This is a genomic window from Pseudomonas sp. FW300-N1A1 (assembly GCF_058789115.1).
Map to the genome: position 1 here is coordinate 1 of NZ_JBYTBK010000064.1, position 17994 is coordinate 17994.

Here is a 17994-nt window from a genome sequence, read left to right on the forward strand (position 1 = left end):
CCGAGCAGGAACTGCATTTGCCCGCCTTCCAGCCAGGCCGGTGGGGTCAGCAGGAAGTCGCGGTATTGCTCGCTCGGATCATGGGGCGCAACCCACGGGGCGAAAATGGCGCAGAAAATCACCAGCAGCATGAACATCAGGCCGGCGACGGCGCCCTTGTTCTTGGAGAACGCTTGCCAGAATTCTTTGTACGGCGACGGGTACAGCAGGCTCTGATCCACGACAGGCGTGGCGGTGGCTACTGAGGATGTTGGAGTGCTCATGGGTATTGACCTCAGCGCTGATGACGGATGCGTGGGTTGGCAAAGCCGTAGAGGATATCCACCACGAAGTTGACCAGAATCACCAGGCAGGCGATTAACAGGATGCCGTTTTGTACGACCGGATAGTCCCGGGCGCCAATGGCTTCGATCAGCCATTTGCCGATGCCGGGCCAGGAGAAGATGGTTTCGGTCAGGACCGCACCGGCCAGCAGGGTGCCGACTTGCAGGCCGACCACGGTCAGTACCGGAATCAGCGCGTTACGCAGGCCGTGCACGAACACCACGCGCGACGGCGACAGGCCTTTGGCGCGGGCGGTACGGATATAGTCTTCACGCAGCACTTCGAGCATCGACGAACGGGTCATCCGCGCAATCACCGCCAGCGGAATGGTGCCGAGCACGATAGCCGGCAGGATCAGGTGATGCAGGGCATCGAGGAACGCGCCGACGTCATCGGCCAGCAGCGTATCGATCAGCATGAAGCCGGTGCGCGGCTCGATGTCGTACAGCAGGTCGATCCGCCCGGATACCGGGGTCCAGCCCAGGCTTACCGAGAAGAACATGATCAGGATCAGGCCCCACCAGAAGATCGGCATCGAGTATCCCGCCAGGGAGATGCCCATCACGCCATGGTCGAACAGGGACCCTCGCTTGAGTGCCGCGATCACCCCGGCCAGAAGACCCAGGATGCCGGCGAACAACAGGGCGGCCATGGACAGTTCCAGGGTCGCGGGGAATAGGGAGGTGAATTCGGTCCAGACGCTTTCACGGGTACGCAGGGATTCCCCGAGGTCGCCATGGGCCAGCTTGCCGATGTAGTCCAGGTATTGGGCATACAGGGGTTTGTTCAGACCTAGGCGTTCCATTGCCTGAGCATGCATTTCGGGATCGACCCGACGTTCGCCCATCATGACTTCTACGGGGTCGCCAGGGATCATGCGAATCAACGCGAAAGTCAGCAAGGTGATGCCGAAGAACGTGGGGATCAGTAACCCCAGTCGGCGGGTAATAAAACTCAGCATTTGGGCTTATCACTCGTTATTATTTTTGTAATGCCGGTCAGCGTGCTAGCCGTTCACAGCAGTTTAGGCCGCGTGGGTAAAGGCTCCGGCTCGACGTTTCCCGGTGTGGCGCTTATTTTTTTTCGTTGTGGCAGGTGAGAAAGTCCTCGCCGGTCTGGCGCCGGCTCGAGGAAGGCGAAGGGGGCCGCTTGGCCGGCCCCTGTCGCTCACTGTTCGTTGTGGACGCCGTAGAAACTGCTGAGTCCGAAGGGGCTGATCTGGAAGTCCTTCACACTGACGCGCATCGGCTGGTAGACCGTGGAGTGGGCGATCGGGGTGATCGGCACCTGCGCTTTCAGGACATGCTGCGCTTCTTTGTAGAGCGCAGTGCGCTTTTCCACATCGGCGGTGGCCTCGGCGGCGTTCACCAGTTTGTCGTAGCCATCATCGCACCACTTGGAGAAGTTGTTGCCGTTGACCGCGTTGCAGCTGTAGAGGGTGCCGAGCCAGTTGTCCGGGTCACCGTTGTCGCCAGTGAAGCCGATCAGCATGGCGTCGTGCTCGCTGGCGTGGGCGCGCTTGATGTACTCGCCCCATTCGTAGCTGACGATGTTGGCCTTGATGCCGATTTTGGCCCAGTCGGCCTGGAGCATTTCGGCCATCAGCTTGGCGTTGGGGTTGTAGGGGCGCTGCACCGGCATGGCCCAGAGGGTGATTTCTGTGCCTTCTTTCACGCCTGCAGCCTTCAGCAGCTCCTTGGCCTTCTGCGGGTTGTAGCCGGCGTCCTTGATGGTCTCGTCGTAGGACCACTGGGTCGGCGGCAGGCCGTTGACGGCCAATTGGCCGGCGCCCTGGTAAACGGCGTCGATGATGGCTTTCTTGTTTACCGCCATGTCTAGCGCCTGGCGTACTTCGAGCTTGTCGAACGGCTTGCGGGTGAAGTTGTAGGCGATGTAGCCAAGGTTGAAGCCTGGTTGACTAGGCATCTTGATGTTCTTGTCTTCCTGCAGCGGCTTGATATCGGCCGGGCGCGGGAAGGCGGTGATCTGGCATTCGTTCTTTTTCAGCTTTTGCATGCGCACCGAGGCGTCGGTGGTGATGGCGAAGATCAGATTGTCGATCTTCACGTCTTCAGGCTTCCAGTAATCCTTGTTGCCCTTGAAGCGAATCTGGGCGTCTTTCTGGTACTTGCTGAACACGAACGGGCCAGTGCCGATCGGCTTCTGGTTGATGTCCTGGGCCTTGCCTTCCTTGAGCAACTGGTTGGTGTATTCGGCCGACTGGATCGAGGCGAAGCTCATGGCCAGGTTCTGGATGAAGGCTGCGTCGACACCCTTGAGGGTGAACTTGACGGTATGGTCGTCGACTTTTTCGACCTTGGTGATGTTTTCGTTCATCCCCATGTCGGTGAAGTAGGGGAATTCAGTGGGGTAGGCCTTGCGGAACGGCATGTCCTTGTCGAGCATGCGATTGAAGGTGAACAGCACGTCGTCGGCGTTGAAGTCGCGGGTCGGCTTGAAGTAGTCGGTGGTGTGGAACTTGACCCCGTCACGCAGGTGGAAGGTGTAGGTCAGGCCATCGGGAGAAACGTCCCAGCTGGTTGCCAGGCCCGGGATGACCTTGGTGCCGCCACGTTCGAACTGCGAGAGACGGTTGAATACGGTCTCGGCTGAGGCGTCGAAGTCGGTCCCCGTGGTGTATTGGCCTGGGTCGAAGCCAGCTGGGCTGCCTTCGGAGCAGAACACCAGGTTGCTGGCGGCGTGGGTGAAGCCGGAACCGAGGATCAGGCTGGCGGCGATCATGGTCTTGAGTGTGGCTTTTTTGCGCATGCGAACCTCATTGTTGTTATTTTTGAGGGCGGCAGATCAAGTAGTCCATTCCTGGGGGGATGCACCTGACCCTGCGGCTTTACGGGCTGGAGGCTGCCTGTCATTTGCGAATAGGCAGCCGAAGGCCGACGTCCTGGCTCGGGCGGTAGCGCTGAAGGGGGGAGGGATGCTCGCGCCGCCACCGGCCGAGGAAAAACTTAAGTGATTCTAAAATTAATTACAACTTAAATTCAGTGATACTTACTTTTTGATGGCGGTCGGTCAGGCCGTGGGGTGATCGTCGAGCAGGCCCCCCATGGTGGTGACGACCAGCACTTCGGCAACTTCGTTGCCAGAGTTAGCGATGGAATGCTGTTTGGTGGAGTCGAAATGCACCGATCCCCCCGGGCCGAGCGGGTAGGTGTGGCCTTCGATGGTGTAGACGATTTGCCCGGAGAGCACATAGGTAAACTCTGCGCCTTCGTGGGAGATGAGCTCGGACTGGTAGCCCACCGCCATGGTCATTTTCATCGCATTGATCAGGTTGCCGGGGAAGTTGCTGGACAGGCGCTCGTAGACCAGCGGCTGGCTACCGATGGAGTACCGCACGCGCTGGCCCTGGTGGGAGTCGGGCTGGGGCTGGGCGGGTTGGTCGAACAGGGTATTGAGCGGAATGCCCAAGGCATTTGCGATTCTCGCCAGCGAGGAGATGGACACGCCAGTGAGGTTACGCTCCGCCTGGGACAGGAAGCTGGCTGTGAGGCCTGTTTCAGTGGCGACTTGGTTCAGGGTCTTGTTGGCGGCGCGGCGGTGGCGGCGCAGCCGTTCCCCGATCTGTTCTGCGGTCATTGGCGTGGCTCGTGTTCTGAAAGGCGCCAGTATAGCGGGCAGGGCATTGCCGAAAAGGCTTTTCGCCTGATTGAAATTAAGTCGCACTGAAAATACGTATTGACGCAATTTTAAGTCAGGCTTAAATTTCACGCACTGCAACATAATTCGGGAGAACGAGATGACAGTGGGTGTAGGTGGCAAAACTCCGGAACAGGCGCTGACCGGCCTGGCGAAGATGACCGCGGGCATGCAGCCCATCGGCCTCGACGAATACCAGTCACGCATTGCCAAGGCCCAGGGCCTGATGCGAGAGCAGGGCATCGCCGCCCTCTACCTGAACGCTGGCAGCAACCTGTACTACTTCACCGGGGTGAAGTGGAGCCCGAGCGAACGCATGGTCGGCGCCGTGCTGCCCGCCGACGGCCCGCTGGCCTATATCGCCCCGGCCTTCGAAGAGGGCACCATCCGCGACTTCCGCGAGGTGGATGGGGTTATCCATGGTTGGCATGAGCACGAGAGTCCCTACCGCCTGCTGCTCGACATGCTCGCTGGAATGGGCATCGCCGCCGACGCAGTGGTGGGGCTGTGCCCGTCCCTGGCGTTCTTCATGTTCGACGCAATCCGCCGCCTCGGATCGGGTTTCGAGTTCGTAGACGCTTCTTGCGTGATAAACCTGTGTCGCTATCACAAGTCCGCTACAGAATTGGCGCTGATGCAGCGCGCCAAAGACATGACCTTGGAAGTGCACAAGGCTGCCGCCAGCATCCTGCGCGCAGGCATCAGCACCACCGAGGTTGCCGAGTTCATCCGCGAGGCGCACCGCAAGGTGGGCGCGCCGGGTTCAACCTTCTGCATCGTGCTGTTCGGCGAGGCCAGCGCCTTCCCCCATGGGGTGAAGCACGCGCAGGTACTCAAGGACGGCGACATGGTGCTGATCGACACGGGCTGCCTGCTCCACGGCTACCAGTCGGATATCACTCGCAGTTACGTGTTCGGCACCCCGAGCGACCGCCAGCGCGCCATGTGGAACCTGGAAAAGACCGCCCAGCAGGCCGCCTTCGACGCCGCGCGCCTGGGCGAACCCTGCCGGGTGGTGGATGCCGCCGCGCGGCTTAGCCTGGAAGCCGCCGGTCTCGGCCCTGACTACCAGTTACCCGGCTTGCCGCACCGCACCGGACATGGCATCGGCCTGGACATACACGAAGGGCCCTACCTGGTGCGTGATGACCAGACGCCGCTGGCCGAGGGCATGTGCTTCTCCAATGAGCCGATGATTTGCGTGCCGGGCGAGTTCGGCATTCGCCTGGAGGATCATTTCTACATGACCGCCACTGGCCCGCGCTGGTTTACCCAGCCGAGCCATTCCGTAGACGACCCGTTCGGGTTGGAGGCCTGAGGGCAGGCTTGTGACCCGGCGCGGACAGCACCTTCGCGTGGGCGCCGTTCGCTCTGGATATAGCGCTCATAGACCTCATACAACTGTGCAGAGATACCTACGGTCCGTCCGTGCGTTTTCAGCGCAGGCTCTTCAGCGCGCGGGTCACCTGGGTCATGTTCGCGGTCATTGATGCTGACAATGGCTCTCAAAGCGTCGTTCAATGACGTCGGCGACATCTGGAAATACAACCTCGATGTTAGCCAGGGTGGTTGAGTTTTGGCGGGCGCGCGGAATGTATCGGGTGACGCACCAGGAAAGGTATTTCTTCAGCAAACGCAGGTACTGGTCACGGGTACGCGGATCGATCTGCGGAAAAAGTGCCGTTTCAGCTTTGCCGATTCGGGCGACCAGGTTGTCGGCTTGACGGCTGCTTTGGAGCCAAATGGCGTAGCCGTCCAGTAAAGCCAGAATCGCGTTAAAGTGGCAGGCCAAGATGGTCTCTTCGATATCCAGACCTCGAGTTTTGGCATAGGTGTAGAAAGCCTGGATTGCGCGCAGATGTGCCGCAGCCGTGTTGTAAGCGCGGTACCTTAGCTTGAGTTGAACGTAGATGAACGGGACAAGCATGGGCAGCGGCGCCGCATCTCCGGTCTGCACGAGCAGCGGTACTCGCTGACCTGAAGAGAAACGGCACTGAATCAGTTTCATCGGCAGCCACCTCATTCAATGACTCGCCATGAACACGAAGGACATGGCCCATTGAGAGAGTGGACGTCAGAAACGTATCTGTCGAATCAGTGGCTTAGGCAGCTCATGAACATCTATGACATGACCTGTCGTTTAACTTATGGGCGATGTCATATGTTCATAAGTCGCTCGTGGGTCTACCACTGCTGGCTAAATGCTCCTGAAATGAATGCGACGGTTCATCGATTTATGTTCATAGACTTCGTTTTCCCCGCCCGTCTTAGCCTCGCCGCCCCGACCTCTGACTACTCAACATGCCTGCAAAAATCTGAAGGCCGGTAAAAACGTTTTTCCGTTATGTCTTGGCTTGGAACGTCTTGCCTCGTGAGAACACATCCAGCAAGGAGGTAAGTATGCCCTCCAGAAAAAGCGCTTTAAGGAAGCTACAGCGCGTTCGTCGCATTCCGAGATGGCGGTGCGCTATCATCCGCAATACTTGTATAAATACGTATCGCGTTGACTGTAGATTTTAAGTAATGACCATTTTTGGCGGTTCCCCCGGACAGCCTTTCAGCGGCATAGGAGACAGGGATGTTCCGTCGTTTAGCTCAGGTGTTTTCTTCGAAGTGCGAGTACGTCAGCTCGCTCGTGAATCATGCAATGGGACAGTACAAACGCTACAGAAAAGCTGCCGACAAAGCCGTGGCCGCCGCACGTGAATACTTGGCTGTGCCCAGCGGTAAAAATGTCTTCGAGCCGCTCACGCCTGTACTTTTGGAGGTGGATCGGTCACATCGTTACGAGAGTGAGCTGCTGAGCGCACTGAGTAACGACCAGATTCGCAATATCGCGATTACTGGGGAGTATGGCGCCGGCAAGAGCAGCGTTATCCGTACGTTTGTCGATCGTCACCCTGAACTCACCTATGCATTTGTATCGCTGGCAGCCTTCGGCAAAGACCTGAACAAGGGCGGGGCAGAAAAGGTGACTTCGTCTGATGCTCCAGTCACTCCCCCTGATTCCAGTTCAAACACCCCAGATCCCAAAGGTGCAGAGAAAAAAACCGATTTGGATATTTTGACGCGTATCGAGGAAACCATCGTTCAGCAACTGCTGTACGCGGTGCCGTCAGATGAACTACCGAAAAGCCGATTGAAGCGAATTATCCAGGCGTCTTCGTCCAGCATCTGGGTGCGTACAATTTTCTACGTTCTGATGATCGTAAGCGTACTGAGACTTTACGTTCCAACAGTCGAGAAGCTACCGAAAATCGACCCGGCTTGGTTGGTCGAATGGCTTCTATGGATCCCGGGGTGGTCAGTTGTTCTGGTGCTGGGGGTTGGTGGCATCTACATGTTGTTCTCGGCGTTGAAGCTGCTTTCCCTGTTCAGCATTGACGGCTTCACGATCAAGGGCGGAAAACTGGAAACGACTCACCACGGCTCCGTGTTGCACAAAAATGTTGATGAAATCGTCTACTGCTTTGAACGCAGCAAAATCGACATCGTGGTGATCGAGGATCTCGACAGATTTGGTATTCATGACGTCTTCACACGGCTGCGGGAAATCAATTTCATCATCAAGCAGTCCCCGCAAATCAAACGACCGGTTTACTTCATCTATGCGCTTCGGGATGAGCTGTTCGCCGTCGGTGAGAAAACGAAATTTTTCGACCTGATCATTCCGATAATCCCCGTGGTCAACTCCGAGAACTCTCGCGAGCAAATGTTCAAGATGCTTCGTGAGCGACAGTTCAATGGTGCAGCGCTGGACACTGGGCTTAATGAATCGTTGGTCGAAACCGTTTGTTACCTCATCGATGACATGCGGTTGATCAAGAATATCGTCAACGAATTCGACATGTTCTCCAGCATTCTCAGCGGTGGCTCCGGCCTGAAGCTTGATCCGAACAAGCTGTTTTCAATTATCGCGATTCGCAATCTGCATCCTGCTGAATACGCTGACCTAGTTAGGCGACGTGGGGCCATTTACGAGACCATCCAAGGTTTCAGTGAGTGGCGATTCCAGCAGTCCAAGCAGTCTGAAGATGCCTACCAGGCGTTGCGGGAGAAGCGGGAAAAGCGGGTACAGGAAATCGCTGAGAGTGTGGCAGAGCTGCGGGCGTACGTTTGGTTTGAGCTTAAGAATGCTTCAAAATTACCAGGTGCGAACTATGTCCAGGTGGTACAGGGCAACATGTTTTCGATGATCGATTTTGTTACTGATCAAGTTTTTGACGGGATTGTCAATCAATCGACTCGATTGCAGATGATCCATACCGACGTGCAAAGGCGGGTGTTGCAGACGTCAGAGACTGTGGGCGCTAAGGAGCTTCTAGCGTCGACGTCATACCAGAAAAGGTATGACCTGCTCCAGAGAACGCTTGTTGATATTGATGATGAAATGGCCGAACACCGAATCGAGGCAGGCCGAATTAATCACCAAACCTTCCGGGCCGCTGCCAAAAAAACCTACGGCGATGTCATCACTCAAAAACTGAACGGCTTGGACGTTGTCATCTACCTGATGCGCCACGGATACTTCGACACCGATTACACAGACTACTTCGGCTACTTCTACGAAGGATCCCTCACATCCGAGGACAAAAACCTGATTCTGGAACTGAGACGTGGTGTCTCCGTGGACGTCACGACTGTGATCAGTGCCCCGAAAAAGGCCGTGGAAAAGCTGGATACTGATGATCTTAGCGATGGCAGGGGCATCATTGTCGCGCTGATCGAGCACCTTTCTAGCTGTCCATACAACGATTCCGGCATGAGTCATGAGAGCAGTAAGCTCACGACTATTCTTAGGAGTGGACTTGATGGGCACCTGGACAGAATGGCGCAAGCGACCGAAATTTTGATATCGATCGCGACATCGCCAAAGTTCATTCAGGCTGTTTATGTTCTGGAGCCTGGGTTGTTCCAATCGTTGTTGAATGCTGAGCGATTCGAGCCAGCGGTATTGAGGCAAGCACTGATCACTGCGGTCATGGATGGATTGGAGGCTGCACAGCTCCGTAAGCTTGATTCCATGCCTGACAAGAGTATTTATGATGCCATTGCGAGTCTCGAAGACGTCTCGCGCTTGATGCCTGGACTCGAAGCAGGGGGTAAAGGCTGGCCTTGGCTGAAAGAACTACCGATGCGCTTCTCAGCGTTAAATGACGGCATCGTCCTGGACGACCTCAAGAAGCTGATCAAGTGGGGTTGCGTTAAGGTAAATCTGAACATGCTCACGCTGATTTGCCAAAAAGCCGAATTTACTCATGCAAGCAAAGCTGATCACAGTGGAAGCATCATTTCCTATCGTCGACTGCAAGCGCTGGAGATTGAGGACCTAAATGAACTCCTGCTTGAGTCGCCAGAGGAATTTACGACCACGCTTCTAGCTCAAGTTGGCACGCTGGACGAGTCCACGGCCTCCTTTAACGAACTGCTACAGGCCATTTTGCAAGAGTCGGATGATTCAGATGCTGTAGCTCAATTGTTTGATCGAACGACATGCACCTTCGACCGACTTGAAGACACAACCCCATCGTTGTGGTCGAAGATGCTGTTGTCTGATCGGGTGAAATTGAAGGCTATTGCAGTGTGGAAATTCTTCGAAGGCATACGCGTTCCGGGTTTAGGGCAAACCTCGGACATGGAGGCTTTCACAAGCTTTATCCAGCGCCATGCTAAGGAGCTAGGAGATGATCTCTGGGACTTCGATACCCCCATGCATCAAGAGCTGCAGAAGTACCTTCTCGTCACAACAGAGCTATCTAACGAAACACTTGAAGTGCTCTTCACGAACGTCGTCTTGAGCGATCCCGGGATTCTTAAGGGACTGCAATCCAGGGAACGCTGGGAGATGCTCGCAAGTGCGTCGTTTCTGGCGTACAGCCCTGAAATCCGCGAGAGCATCAGGACATTCAGTGCAAATCTGGAAGCTCCGTATCTCGCAGCACACTGGGTACAGGCACGCGACCAAATTGATCTATCCCAAATGTCGATCGACATGGCGTTGCCACTCAGTAAAAGCGGTGCGCTTGAGCTGAATGAAAAAATCCAAATGTGGACGGCGTTACCGATTGAAGCCTTCGACACCAACAACGAGGCCATCAAAGAGGTCGCTGAAACCTGCCGCGTCGCTAATCGACACTCGGCAAGCTTCCCGCCGACGTTTATCCCCGCACTCAAGAAGTTCGCAAGTGGGGAGGGGCTGACCTCTGCTCAGCGCTCTGAAGTGCTGATCCAATGCTTGCCATTGTGCAGCTGGGCTGAAGCAGCCTCCGTCCTTGGCATGCTGAGCGAGAGCGGCTTCACAAAGCTTTCACCACATGTCAAAAAAATTGAAGTGCCACACACCGATCTCAACATGATGCTGGTCAACGCTCTTCAAACAAGAGGTTTTGTCCAGACTGTAACGGAGAAGGACGCTGTCATCAGCGCGACTGCTAAGCCTAAAGGCATGATCTGATCTACTGGCACGAGTTTCAAAAACTGTTCACGCGATCAGCTGATACAAAGCCCGTATCACTCACTAATCTTTCTCGTACTGTATTTGCAAACAGACCTCTTCATTTTCTACCCGTTCGCAGGACTCGAAATTTTTATCCTTGAAATCCGACAGACCATAGATAAGAAAATGCTCGTCAGGCATCAGCAACGGTGCTCGTACATAATATTTTTCTTTGCCAGCTTCGTCGGAAAGCGGAATGACGAGTTGGTACTGAAAATTTCCGTAGCGAAATATCAACTGGTACTCAAATACATTATCTCTGCAGTGCTCTTTTGCACGAGCGACAATGCACCGAATCTGATCGGGATTTGTGGGACCGTTGATGATCCACTCCATGATTGGCCCGAAGCCGCCAAAGCCCGGCCTGTGATCTTTTTCGAGCAGCCATCTCTTGAGGTCAATGAACCTGGAATGATCCTCTGACGGCATAACAGCCAGGGCTATTTTTATTAGCGACTTCTGAATAGCCGTTGGATAGTACGGCTGCCGTTTAGTGGGCAGCTTCAACTGGTTTTTTCCCTCTACCTTCAGGTCTTCGTAATCAAGATCGCCGTGTGCCCAAATCTCCAACTGAGATGGCCCCGTTGCTGCTACCCGCAAATCCTTGTCCTTGTAGACTGGAATCCCATTACGACCTCTCGTCCGTTGAAGCGGGCGAAAGGGATATGTGTAATTGGCAAAACTGTTTTCAAAATGATCGCCAAAATGGTGGTTGCAGCGGTCGCATTCCAGCAGGTCGATGACTGTTTTGTTGCCCAGAAATATGGGGATCGCGTGCGACTGCTCCTTGAAGGTCGTCCGGGTGGAGTCGTCACCGCAGTATCGACAAATCCTGGGTTCGCCCTCACCCAAGAGGATTTTTTTCTGCACGGCAGACTCAATGTCCACAGACAGCACTTGGTAGCGCTCTGTAAACGCCTTGTTCTGTACGTCGTTCCACCGAAGAAATTTTTCTAACATGTCGAGCGCCTCCTGTTTTCACCCGGACTTTCGGGTCGTGTTGTTCTCCGTCACCATGACGTTGCTCAACGTAGGCTCTCAATCAAAGGGCTAGTCATCTGTTTGATGGAAGGAATCGAGGTGCCGATCTGATGCGACCCGATTTCGTCTCCCTGCTTTCGAATGTGAATAGAAATGCTACGGTCATCTTCAACCTTGGCAAAGGCTACCAATCCGTTCTCTAAAGGATGAATTCGCACATCGTTCTCTCCTCCCGGATAATTAACTGCCAGTTGAAAATCGCTTAGAACTGCTACCACCTTTACTACTGTATGTACCCATGAACGATGCTGGCCCGACATGTATGAGCTGCCGCTCACCAGTACAACCACCATCATCAACGAACCAAACGAATGGAGCATTGCAGTCGGGGAGGGTCTGGGAATTTTATTTTTCAGGCCCACTATTTCCAATACGGGGTTGAGCATCTGTATCGAATTAAGCGTCACCATCTGAATGAGTCCGACTATGCTCATCACGATCGCAAAGAAAAGGAGCGCTATGGACGCAACTGTCATCAATGCCGGGATGTAGAAGGCGACGATGAGAAAACCGACTGTTACGTCAAAGCTTTGTGGAGGTAAACCCAAGGACTCGGAAACAAGCGACCGAGCCATCACAGTGGCTACCAGAAGGACTACAAAATGAAGAAGGGCCACGGCGATTTTCCCCAGCGTACTTTCCCATGCTGCGCTGACCCATTGAACAGCTGGCATACACCACGAAATGAAACCTCCTATAACTCCGATCGATCCAATTATTACAGCAATATCCATCGCAAGGGCGCCGAGCCAGTGTGACAGCACCATTCCGAGCAAGAAGGTCGCCATGGAAAAAATATAAAAGAGATTAGACGCGGATATTTCGTTGTATTTGCGTTGAATCCAGTCCTGCATGATACCGGTTACTCGCTCTTTGAAATCCGCACGAAGGTTGCTGGTTGAGGGGCGTGCGTGGCTCGCCTCGAACATTTGAAGAACCATTATTGCTTATTGGGATCGGCTAGCGGTCTAAGAGCACTTGTCCGGCCTATTATCGGCGGGATGGAAACTTGTGATGGTCGGAGCTATCTGGCAATCGTATTGCCATTACTGCCCTGGCTCAACATCCTTGGAGGATGACCAGCAGACACCCAAGCAGTTTAAAGCAGAGTTGACAAAGATTGAGAAACAACTGGCCTGACGTCTATGGCAGTCGCCAGTTTCGCCAACGGCTCTGGCGTTACCGCATGTGCCAAAGCATGAGCCGTCGTGGAAACTGTTGGGATTATGCGCCAATGAAGCGTGTGTTTCGCAGCTTGAAAACTGAATGGATACCAACCGTGGGCTACATTTCGATCAACTCGCAAATGCTGACCTCCACTAAGCATCGCAATCTTGTCGCCTCACTTCCTGTTAATCGGATCCTCACAGAAACCGATGGCCCGTTCGTGCAATGTGAGGGTAGGCCGACCAGGCCCGCTACCGATATCCCGAAAACTGTACAAGCGCTGGCAATTCTTCGAGAGCAATCGTCAGAGCAAGCAGCTGCGCAAATCATCAGTAATCTGCGTGATTTAGTGCGTACCTAATGTCTCAGGTGTGAATGCCTTCCAGGTCAACGAGCTGGTCTTCAGGGATGCTGGCTTCACTCCTGACTAGCATCTTTGACTGCCCCCACCAGAGTATCGACATACCTTGGCTGGTCATTAGTGCGAGTTCGAATGGCAACCTGAGTCGGGCCCTCGAACACGTAGGCCGGAAAAGAGGAGGAGGGTGAAACGTGTTCTTGATCGGCTGATTTGGTCACGGCGTACCTCCTTAACTGTCAAGTCGGCTCCAGGCTGCCGAGGCACGCTGGGCATTGTGGAGGTTGGCCGACTCGGCTAGATAACGACTTGCATAACGGCGTGGCATCGTCGAAGTGTCAGACCAACCGCAGACTCGTCGGAGTTCGTCCGTGGCCCGCTCCAGGTCATGCCCACGCTTCTCGACCAGGCAAGCCAAAAACCGGTCGGCAAAGGTGTGGCGAAAGTCATGCGCGGAAAGTGTAGGCAACAACCCCGGATGAGCCAGTTCAATGGTCAGAAACAGCCGATCAAGGACGTTAGACAATGCGCGGATCGACAGTGGACGGCCTTGGTCAGAGATGAACAAATAGCGGTACAGCAATTTCATTGGTTTTCCGTTACGCAGAGGGCGCCGTTCGCCCTGGATATAGTGCTCGTAGACCACATACAACTGCGCGGAGATACCTACCGTCCGTCCCTGTGTTTTCAGCGCAGGCTCTTCAGCGCGCGGGTCACCTGGGTCATGTTCGCGGTCATTGATGCTGACATAGGCATGCTGAGAACCCTGATTGATATCCGTGGTGTAGAGCTTCAGAAGCTCTACACCACGGATACCGGTCTCCAGCAGCAACTCAATCATTAGCCAATTGCGCAACTGCAATCGTTCCGGAAACGGATTCTCCGCAGCGCCCGGGCGAATCAGTGTGCGAATTATCTGGAGTTGCGTAACTGTCAGGCTGCGGTAACGAGCGTGGTCGGGACGAACATTGATGATATGGCTCTCAAAGCGTCGTTCAATGACGTCGGCGACATCTGGAAATACAACCTCGATGTTAGCCAGGGTGGTTGAGTTTTGGCGGGCGCGCGGAATGTATCGGGTGACGCACCAGGAAAGGTATTTCTTCAGCAAACGCAGGTACTGGTCACGGGTACGCGGATCGATCTGCGGAAAAAGTGCCGTTTCAGCTTTGCCGATTCGGGCGACCAGGTTGTCGGCTTGACGGCTGCTTTGGAGCCAAATGGCGTAGCCGTCCAGTAAAGCCAGAATCGCGTTAAAGTGGCAGGCCAAGATGGTCTCTTCGATATCCAGACCTCGAGTTTTGGCATAGGTGTAGAAAGCCTGGATCGCACGCAGATGTGCCGCAGTAGTGTTGCAAGCGCGGTACCTTAGCTTGAGCTGGACGTAGATGAACGGGACGAGTTTCCGCAACGGCGCCGCATCTCCAGTCTGCACGAGCAGCAGTACACGCTGACCAGAAGAGTAACGATACTGAGTCAGCTTCATCGGCAGCCACTTCATTCAATGTCTCACCATGATCACGCAGTACATGGCCCGTCGAGAGAGTGGACGTCAGAGCCGGGTTTGTCGAATCAGTGGCTTAAGCTGCTCATGAACATATCCGACGTAGCACATGATTTAACATAATATACATTATGCGAACCTTCGTATTGGAGTGTCAGGGTCAGTGGAGGTCAGATTTCAAGCCTGGAAATCCCTCTCTTGGCCAATCCTTGTTCTGACGCCATCGACCTCGAACATTTCACTCATTCTGTGCGGATCACTGAATGTTTGCTTTGCGGCATAATCACAGTCTTTGCACTGCACACGCCACAATGGAATGACAAATGACAAGAGCATTTGAACATCGCGACATGGAACGTATTCTGGAAATCTGGCTGAGTGCGTCGATCAAGGCCCATGACTTTATCGATGCGTCTTACTGGCAATCCCATACAGAGACGATGCGTGACGTTTACATCCCGGCATCAGAGACCTATGTCATTGAGGACCCATCCGGGGTTCTGGGGTTTTGTTCTTTGCTGGGCAATCAACTGGCTGCGCTGTTTGTTGATCCCGGCCATCAAGGTAAAGGCCTGGGCAAGCAGTTGCTCGAGCACGCGAAAAAGCTTCGTGACGAGTTGACCCTGGCGGTTTACAAGGAAAACACGCCCAGTTTCGCCTTTTACCAGTCGCAAGGCTTTGAGGTGATCAAGGAGCAAGTTGATGATCAAACGGGCCATGGCGAGTATCTGATGGCGTACAAGGCTTGATCTTCCCGCAGCCCTTGCTGACGGCTATCAACACCCTGTATTTGCCCGCCGCATTGCAATGCTCGGCCGACTATTCAGCGGATATTGAAGCCCGAGAATATGGCGGGTTCCGCTTCACGCTTGATGATCGCCAGATAGTCTTTCGGGTTGCCAAAATCACGCCGACAAAGGTCGGTCAGTTCGTCACTCTGTGGAAACGAGCCTGTGCAGACGGCGTGATTGCACCGCTGGACAGCGCGGTTGGCATCGATTTTGTGGTAGTTCATGTGACAGACGAAGGACAAAGTGGCCAGTTCATTTTTGATCGTGAAACCTTGCTCTCCCTAGGTGTCATGTCCAGAAGTGGTGTCGGCGGCAAGCGTGCACTGCGTGTTTACCCACCCTGGAGTAAGCCTTCAGCCCGGCAGGCATGGCAAACTCAAAGGTGGCAAGTCGAGTATTTTGTGCCTGTTACCCCCTTTGAACTGACCTCTACAGTGCGTGTTCGCGCCCTTTTCCACTGTATGCCGTGACAGCCTTTCTTATAATCTCTAGATATAACTCAACTAAATAGTCATTTAGTTGAGTTATGCTTGGGACGTTCAGCAGGAACTAGAGACCGTCGTTGCACCAATCACATTCGATGAATGCAGAACTCGCGTCTCCTGGGGACAGCCATGACTACTTGATCTAGCGGCGCTGCCCCCCCCTCGATGGCCGGCGTAATTGAAGCCGTGACCGGATCATGGGGTGCACTGCTGCTCAACGCCGGTTTGATCATTTCAGTAGGCAGCGCCCTGCTCGCCTGGACACTGCTGGCGGCGGAGAAACCAGGGCCTTCGCTCTATTCTTTCAGGGTGGACTGGATGTGGTCCGGACACGAATATCTCGACGATAAAAGAAAGGCTTGTGCTTAGTTTTCGCATTTTACCTCCGGTGGCAGGATAGTGTTGCCTCTGCAATTTTTCCTAAAAAAGCAGATCGGGCCAGAAATAGACAGTTTCGTGCGGTACTACTCAGAATGCAAAGCTGCATTGCATCATGATTCTGCTTTCGTCGCTCAACCTATCGATGGTCGCTGTATTGGCAATCAGATAATGGGGCATACTCCTGAGGCAGGATCAAATCCATCTGACTGATATCGACCATCACCTCGGGCGCTTGGGTCCTTTTCAGCTGTTCTTCAGCCGCCTCAAGCCGCACATGATTCGCCCCACTGACGTGGAAATGGATTTGCCCCAGTTCGATGGGTGTTGCCCCGCTACTGGTCTTATACCAGCCTTCTATGGTCAAGATATTCATGGGCATTGCGCCTGAGATGAACGCCCCAACATTGATCGGGGCGTACGCTGGGCTAGCGCTTGATGAGCGAAATCTTGGAGCCCTCAATGCTGATACCCGCCATCAATCCTTGCTGATCAAAGACAAACGCATAAGCATCCTGTTGCAACGACGAACTCGATAAATTTTTCGCTACACCCTGATCGACAACCACGACAGTGGGCCCTACACCGACCTCCCAGCCCTTCGTATCACGCACATACTGAAGGGCTTTGTCGGTCATCAAGAACACTGCATAAGCGTAGGATTGCGCACCTGCCTGCAGCCCCCAGGAGCCAGTCACAGAGTTGTAGTAGCCGTCTACTTTAGAACCTATCAACAACTCACCCTCACCATAACTACCACCAAACACCAGGCCCGCCTTAACGATGTTAGGGAATACGAGCACAGCCTTGGCGGTGCGCGACATGGTTTCGGCCAATGGGTGTGCCTTGTAGAGCATCTGTAAGGCCTGTTGGGAGTCTTTGTCTAGGTCAGCGGCCGTTGCAGCACTAGCGTTGTTAATGAGCCCTGCTGATGCCAATGACAAAACGACAAAAAACATCGAAAACAACAATCGCAATGAATGTTTCATTGTTGAACTCCAGTGCCAGCAATAGAAAGGAAGTCATCGTTGGTTATGCGACTGACACCTGTCAGTCGGTTATATCCGCCCCATCAGCAGCAACACGATGATAATGATCACCACGATGCCCAACCCGCTAGTCGGTCCGTACCCCCAGTTCCTGCTGTGCGGCCAGCTCGGAAGCACACCGATCAGTAGCAGGATTAAGATGATTAGTAGGATTGTGCCCACGCTCATGGCTATTTCCTCAAGCGCGCGAAAGAACAGGCTTGATCGCTGTCGCGCATGCCCAGCGATTTGACGACACCAGAGTGAACTCTTTGCTGGCGGCGATCTGTACGGTACCGCACACAATCCACATCGTTGGAAACGGTGAGTGCCAGAAATAAGCGAGCACAACAACAGTTCCGGACCGCTGGTCTGCAGGTATGTGTGTTGCCGTACAGACTTCAAACTCTTTTGCACCGAACTTCTTGAACGTGGTCGCTATAAACGCGCGACAACAAGCACAATTTATTGCAAGCAGAGACTGGAGAACACCATGAACAAGAATCAAGTAAAAGGCAGGGTTAAAGAAATTGAAGGCACGATCAAGGAAGTCGCAGGCAAAGCCGTTGACAACAAACGCCTGGAGGAAAGAGGAAAGATTGAGAAAACCGTTGGCACTATTCAAGCGGGTCTCGGGGACCTGAAGGAAGATTTGAAACACTGATCCAACTCAATAGTCTGGTGAGACCGGGACTGTCAGATATTTTGTGTGCGGGCCGGTAACGGCCTGCCGTTAGGCAGGCCATGCTTTACCAGGTCGGCCTG

General features: G+C 54.2%; 15 protein-coding genes and 2 pseudogenes. 6 read left to right on the forward strand and 11 right to left on the reverse strand.

The window, feature by feature from the left end; genetic code table 11:
* The 4 genes and pseudogenes from AC3WQN_RS24685 to AC3WQN_RS24700 all read right to left on the reverse strand — a co-directional run.
* Positions 1–263 (reverse strand): annotated as a pseudogene (locus tag AC3WQN_RS24685) (dipeptide ABC transporter permease DppC); the annotation flags it as partial.
* 11 nt (positions 264–274) lie between these two features.
* Positions 275–1285: an ABC transporter permease subunit gene (locus AC3WQN_RS24690; protein WP_103400285.1), complete on the reverse strand. Its 1011-nt coding sequence runs from the start codon at positions 1283–1285 to the stop codon at positions 275–277.
* A 206-nt stretch (positions 1286–1491) separates the two neighbouring features.
* Positions 1492–3093, reverse strand: coding sequence for an ABC transporter substrate-binding protein (locus tag AC3WQN_RS24695; RefSeq protein ID WP_103400286.1), 1602 nt, complete (start codon positions 3091–3093; stop codon positions 1492–1494).
* A 261-nt stretch (positions 3094–3354) separates the two neighbouring features.
* A complete protein-coding gene (locus tag AC3WQN_RS24700) occupies positions 3355–3921 on the reverse strand; it encodes a helix-turn-helix domain-containing protein (RefSeq protein WP_103400287.1) in 567 nt (188 codons plus the stop codon).
* A 160-nt stretch (positions 3922–4081) separates the two neighbouring features.
* On the opposite strand from AC3WQN_RS24700, the gene AC3WQN_RS24705 reads away from it, so the two are divergent.
* Positions 4082–5299 (forward strand): M24 family metallopeptidase, encoded by a 1218-nt coding sequence (locus AC3WQN_RS24705; protein WP_103400288.1) that lies wholly within the window; start codon positions 4082–4084, stop codon positions 5297–5299.
* A 165-nt stretch (positions 5300–5464) separates the two neighbouring features.
* Here the strand turns inward: AC3WQN_RS24705 and AC3WQN_RS24710 are convergent, their stop codons facing one another.
* A complete protein-coding gene (locus AC3WQN_RS24710) occupies positions 5465–5989 on the reverse strand; it encodes a hypothetical protein (RefSeq protein WP_256587277.1) in 525 nt (174 codons plus the stop codon).
* A 570-nt stretch (positions 5990–6559) separates the two neighbouring features.
* Between AC3WQN_RS24710 and AC3WQN_RS24715 the strand changes: the two genes are divergently transcribed.
* The gene (locus AC3WQN_RS24715; protein WP_103400289.1) at positions 6560–10435 is read left to right on the forward strand and encodes a YobI family P-loop NTPase; all 3876 of its coding nucleotides are present in this window, start codon (positions 6560–6562) and stop codon (positions 10433–10435) included.
* Between the two features lie 63 nt (positions 10436–10498).
* Here the strand turns inward: AC3WQN_RS24715 and AC3WQN_RS24720 are convergent, their stop codons facing one another.
* Positions 10499–11437, reverse strand: a complete 939-nt coding sequence (locus AC3WQN_RS24720) for an HNH endonuclease (RefSeq protein ID WP_103400290.1) — start codon at positions 11435–11437, stop codon at positions 10499–10501.
* A 65-nt stretch (positions 11438–11502) separates the two neighbouring features.
* On the reverse strand, positions 11503–12447 hold the full coding sequence (locus AC3WQN_RS24725) for a hypothetical protein (RefSeq protein WP_146038375.1): 945 nt from the start codon (positions 12445–12447) through the stop codon (positions 11503–11505).
* A 215-nt stretch (positions 12448–12662) separates the two neighbouring features.
* On the opposite strand from AC3WQN_RS24725, the pseudogene AC3WQN_RS24730 reads away from it, so the two are divergent.
* Positions 12663–13046 (forward strand): annotated as a pseudogene (locus AC3WQN_RS24730) (TatD family hydrolase); the annotation flags it as partial.
* Between the two features lie 229 nt (positions 13047–13275).
* Here the strand turns inward: AC3WQN_RS24730 and AC3WQN_RS24735 are convergent.
* On the reverse strand, positions 13276–14529 hold the full coding sequence (locus tag AC3WQN_RS24735; RefSeq protein WP_103400339.1) for a tyrosine-type recombinase/integrase: 1254 nt from the start codon (positions 14527–14529) through the stop codon (positions 13276–13278).
* 341 nt (positions 14530–14870) lie between these two features.
* Between AC3WQN_RS24735 and AC3WQN_RS24740 the strand changes: the two genes are divergently transcribed.
* Together AC3WQN_RS24740 and AC3WQN_RS24745 are read left to right on the forward strand one after the other, a co-directional pair.
* Positions 14871–15296 carry an N-acetyltransferase gene (locus AC3WQN_RS24740; protein WP_103400292.1) on the forward strand — a complete coding sequence of 142 codons (426 nt, stop codon included), beginning with the start codon at positions 14871–14873 and terminating at the stop codon, positions 15294–15296.
* Complete coding sequence (locus AC3WQN_RS24745) at positions 15293–15808, forward strand: MepB family protein (protein WP_103400293.1); 516 nt, start codon at positions 15293–15295, stop codon at positions 15806–15808. The genes AC3WQN_RS24740 and AC3WQN_RS24745 overlap by 4 nt, the downstream gene beginning before the upstream one ends.
* Positions 15809–16340: 532 nt before the next feature.
* Here AC3WQN_RS24745 and AC3WQN_RS24750 read toward each other — a convergent pair.
* The 3 genes from AC3WQN_RS24750 to AC3WQN_RS24760 all read right to left on the reverse strand — a co-directional run bounded on the left by AC3WQN_RS24750 (position 16341) and on the right by AC3WQN_RS24760 (position 17418).
* A complete protein-coding gene (locus tag AC3WQN_RS24750) occupies positions 16341–16577 on the reverse strand; it encodes a hypothetical protein (RefSeq protein ID WP_103400295.1) in 237 nt (78 codons plus the stop codon).
* Positions 16578–16629: 52 nt separating this feature from the next.
* Complete coding sequence (locus AC3WQN_RS24755) at positions 16630–17190, reverse strand: lipid-binding SYLF domain-containing protein (RefSeq protein WP_103400296.1); 561 nt, start codon at positions 17188–17190, stop codon at positions 16630–16632.
* A gap of 69 nt (positions 17191–17259) precedes the next feature.
* Positions 17260–17418, reverse strand: a complete 159-nt coding sequence (locus tag AC3WQN_RS24760; protein ID WP_095144215.1) for a DUF3309 family protein — start codon at positions 17416–17418, stop codon at positions 17260–17262.
* Positions 17419–17722: 304 nt separating this feature from the next.
* Between AC3WQN_RS24760 and AC3WQN_RS24765 the strand changes: the two genes are divergently transcribed.
* Entirely contained in the window at positions 17723–17893 is a 171-nt protein-coding gene (locus tag AC3WQN_RS24765) for a CsbD family protein (RefSeq protein WP_103400297.1), read from the forward strand.
* Positions 17894–17994: the final 101 nt, after the last annotated feature.

Coding starts and splice junctions, on each gene's coding strand:
- AC3WQN_RS24750 (WP_103400295.1), bottom strand. CDS start 16,577: ATGAATATCTTGACCATAGAAGGCTGGTATAAGACCAGTAGCGGGGCA.
- AC3WQN_RS24725 (WP_146038375.1), bottom strand. CDS start 12,447: ATGTTCGAGGCGAGCCACGCACGCCCCTCAACCAGCAACCTTCGTGCG.
- AC3WQN_RS24690 (WP_103400285.1), bottom strand. CDS start 1,285: ATGCTGAGTTTTATTACCCGCCGACTGGGGTTACTGATCCCCACGTTC.
- AC3WQN_RS24760 (WP_095144215.1), bottom strand. CDS start 17,418: ATGAGCGTGGGCACAATCCTACTAATCATCTTAATCCTGCTACTGATC.
- AC3WQN_RS24705 (WP_103400288.1), top strand. CDS start 4,082: ATGACAGTGGGTGTAGGTGGCAAAACTCCGGAACAGGCGCTGACCGGC.
- AC3WQN_RS24715 (WP_103400289.1), top strand. CDS start 6,560: ATGTTCCGTCGTTTAGCTCAGGTGTTTTCTTCGAAGTGCGAGTACGTC.
- AC3WQN_RS24700 (WP_103400287.1), bottom strand. CDS start 3,921: ATGACCGCAGAACAGATCGGGGAACGGCTGCGCCGCCACCGCCGCGCC.
- AC3WQN_RS24735 (WP_103400339.1), bottom strand. CDS start 14,529: ATGAAGCTGACTCAGTATCGTTACTCTTCTGGTCAGCGTGTACTGCTG.
- AC3WQN_RS24740 (WP_103400292.1), top strand. CDS start 14,871: ATGACAAGAGCATTTGAACATCGCGACATGGAACGTATTCTGGAAATC.
- AC3WQN_RS24765 (WP_103400297.1), top strand. CDS start 17,723: ATGAACAAGAATCAAGTAAAAGGCAGGGTTAAAGAAATTGAAGGCACG.
- AC3WQN_RS24720 (WP_103400290.1), bottom strand. CDS start 11,437: ATGTTAGAAAAATTTCTTCGGTGGAACGACGTACAGAACAAGGCGTTT.
- AC3WQN_RS24755 (WP_103400296.1), bottom strand. CDS start 17,190: ATGAAACATTCATTGCGATTGTTGTTTTCGATGTTTTTTGTCGTTTTG.
- AC3WQN_RS24695 (WP_103400286.1), bottom strand. CDS start 3,093: ATGCGCAAAAAAGCCACACTCAAGACCATGATCGCCGCCAGCCTGATC.
- AC3WQN_RS24710 (WP_256587277.1), bottom strand. CDS start 5,989: ATGAAACTGATTCAGTGCCGTTTCTCTTCAGGTCAGCGAGTACCGCTG.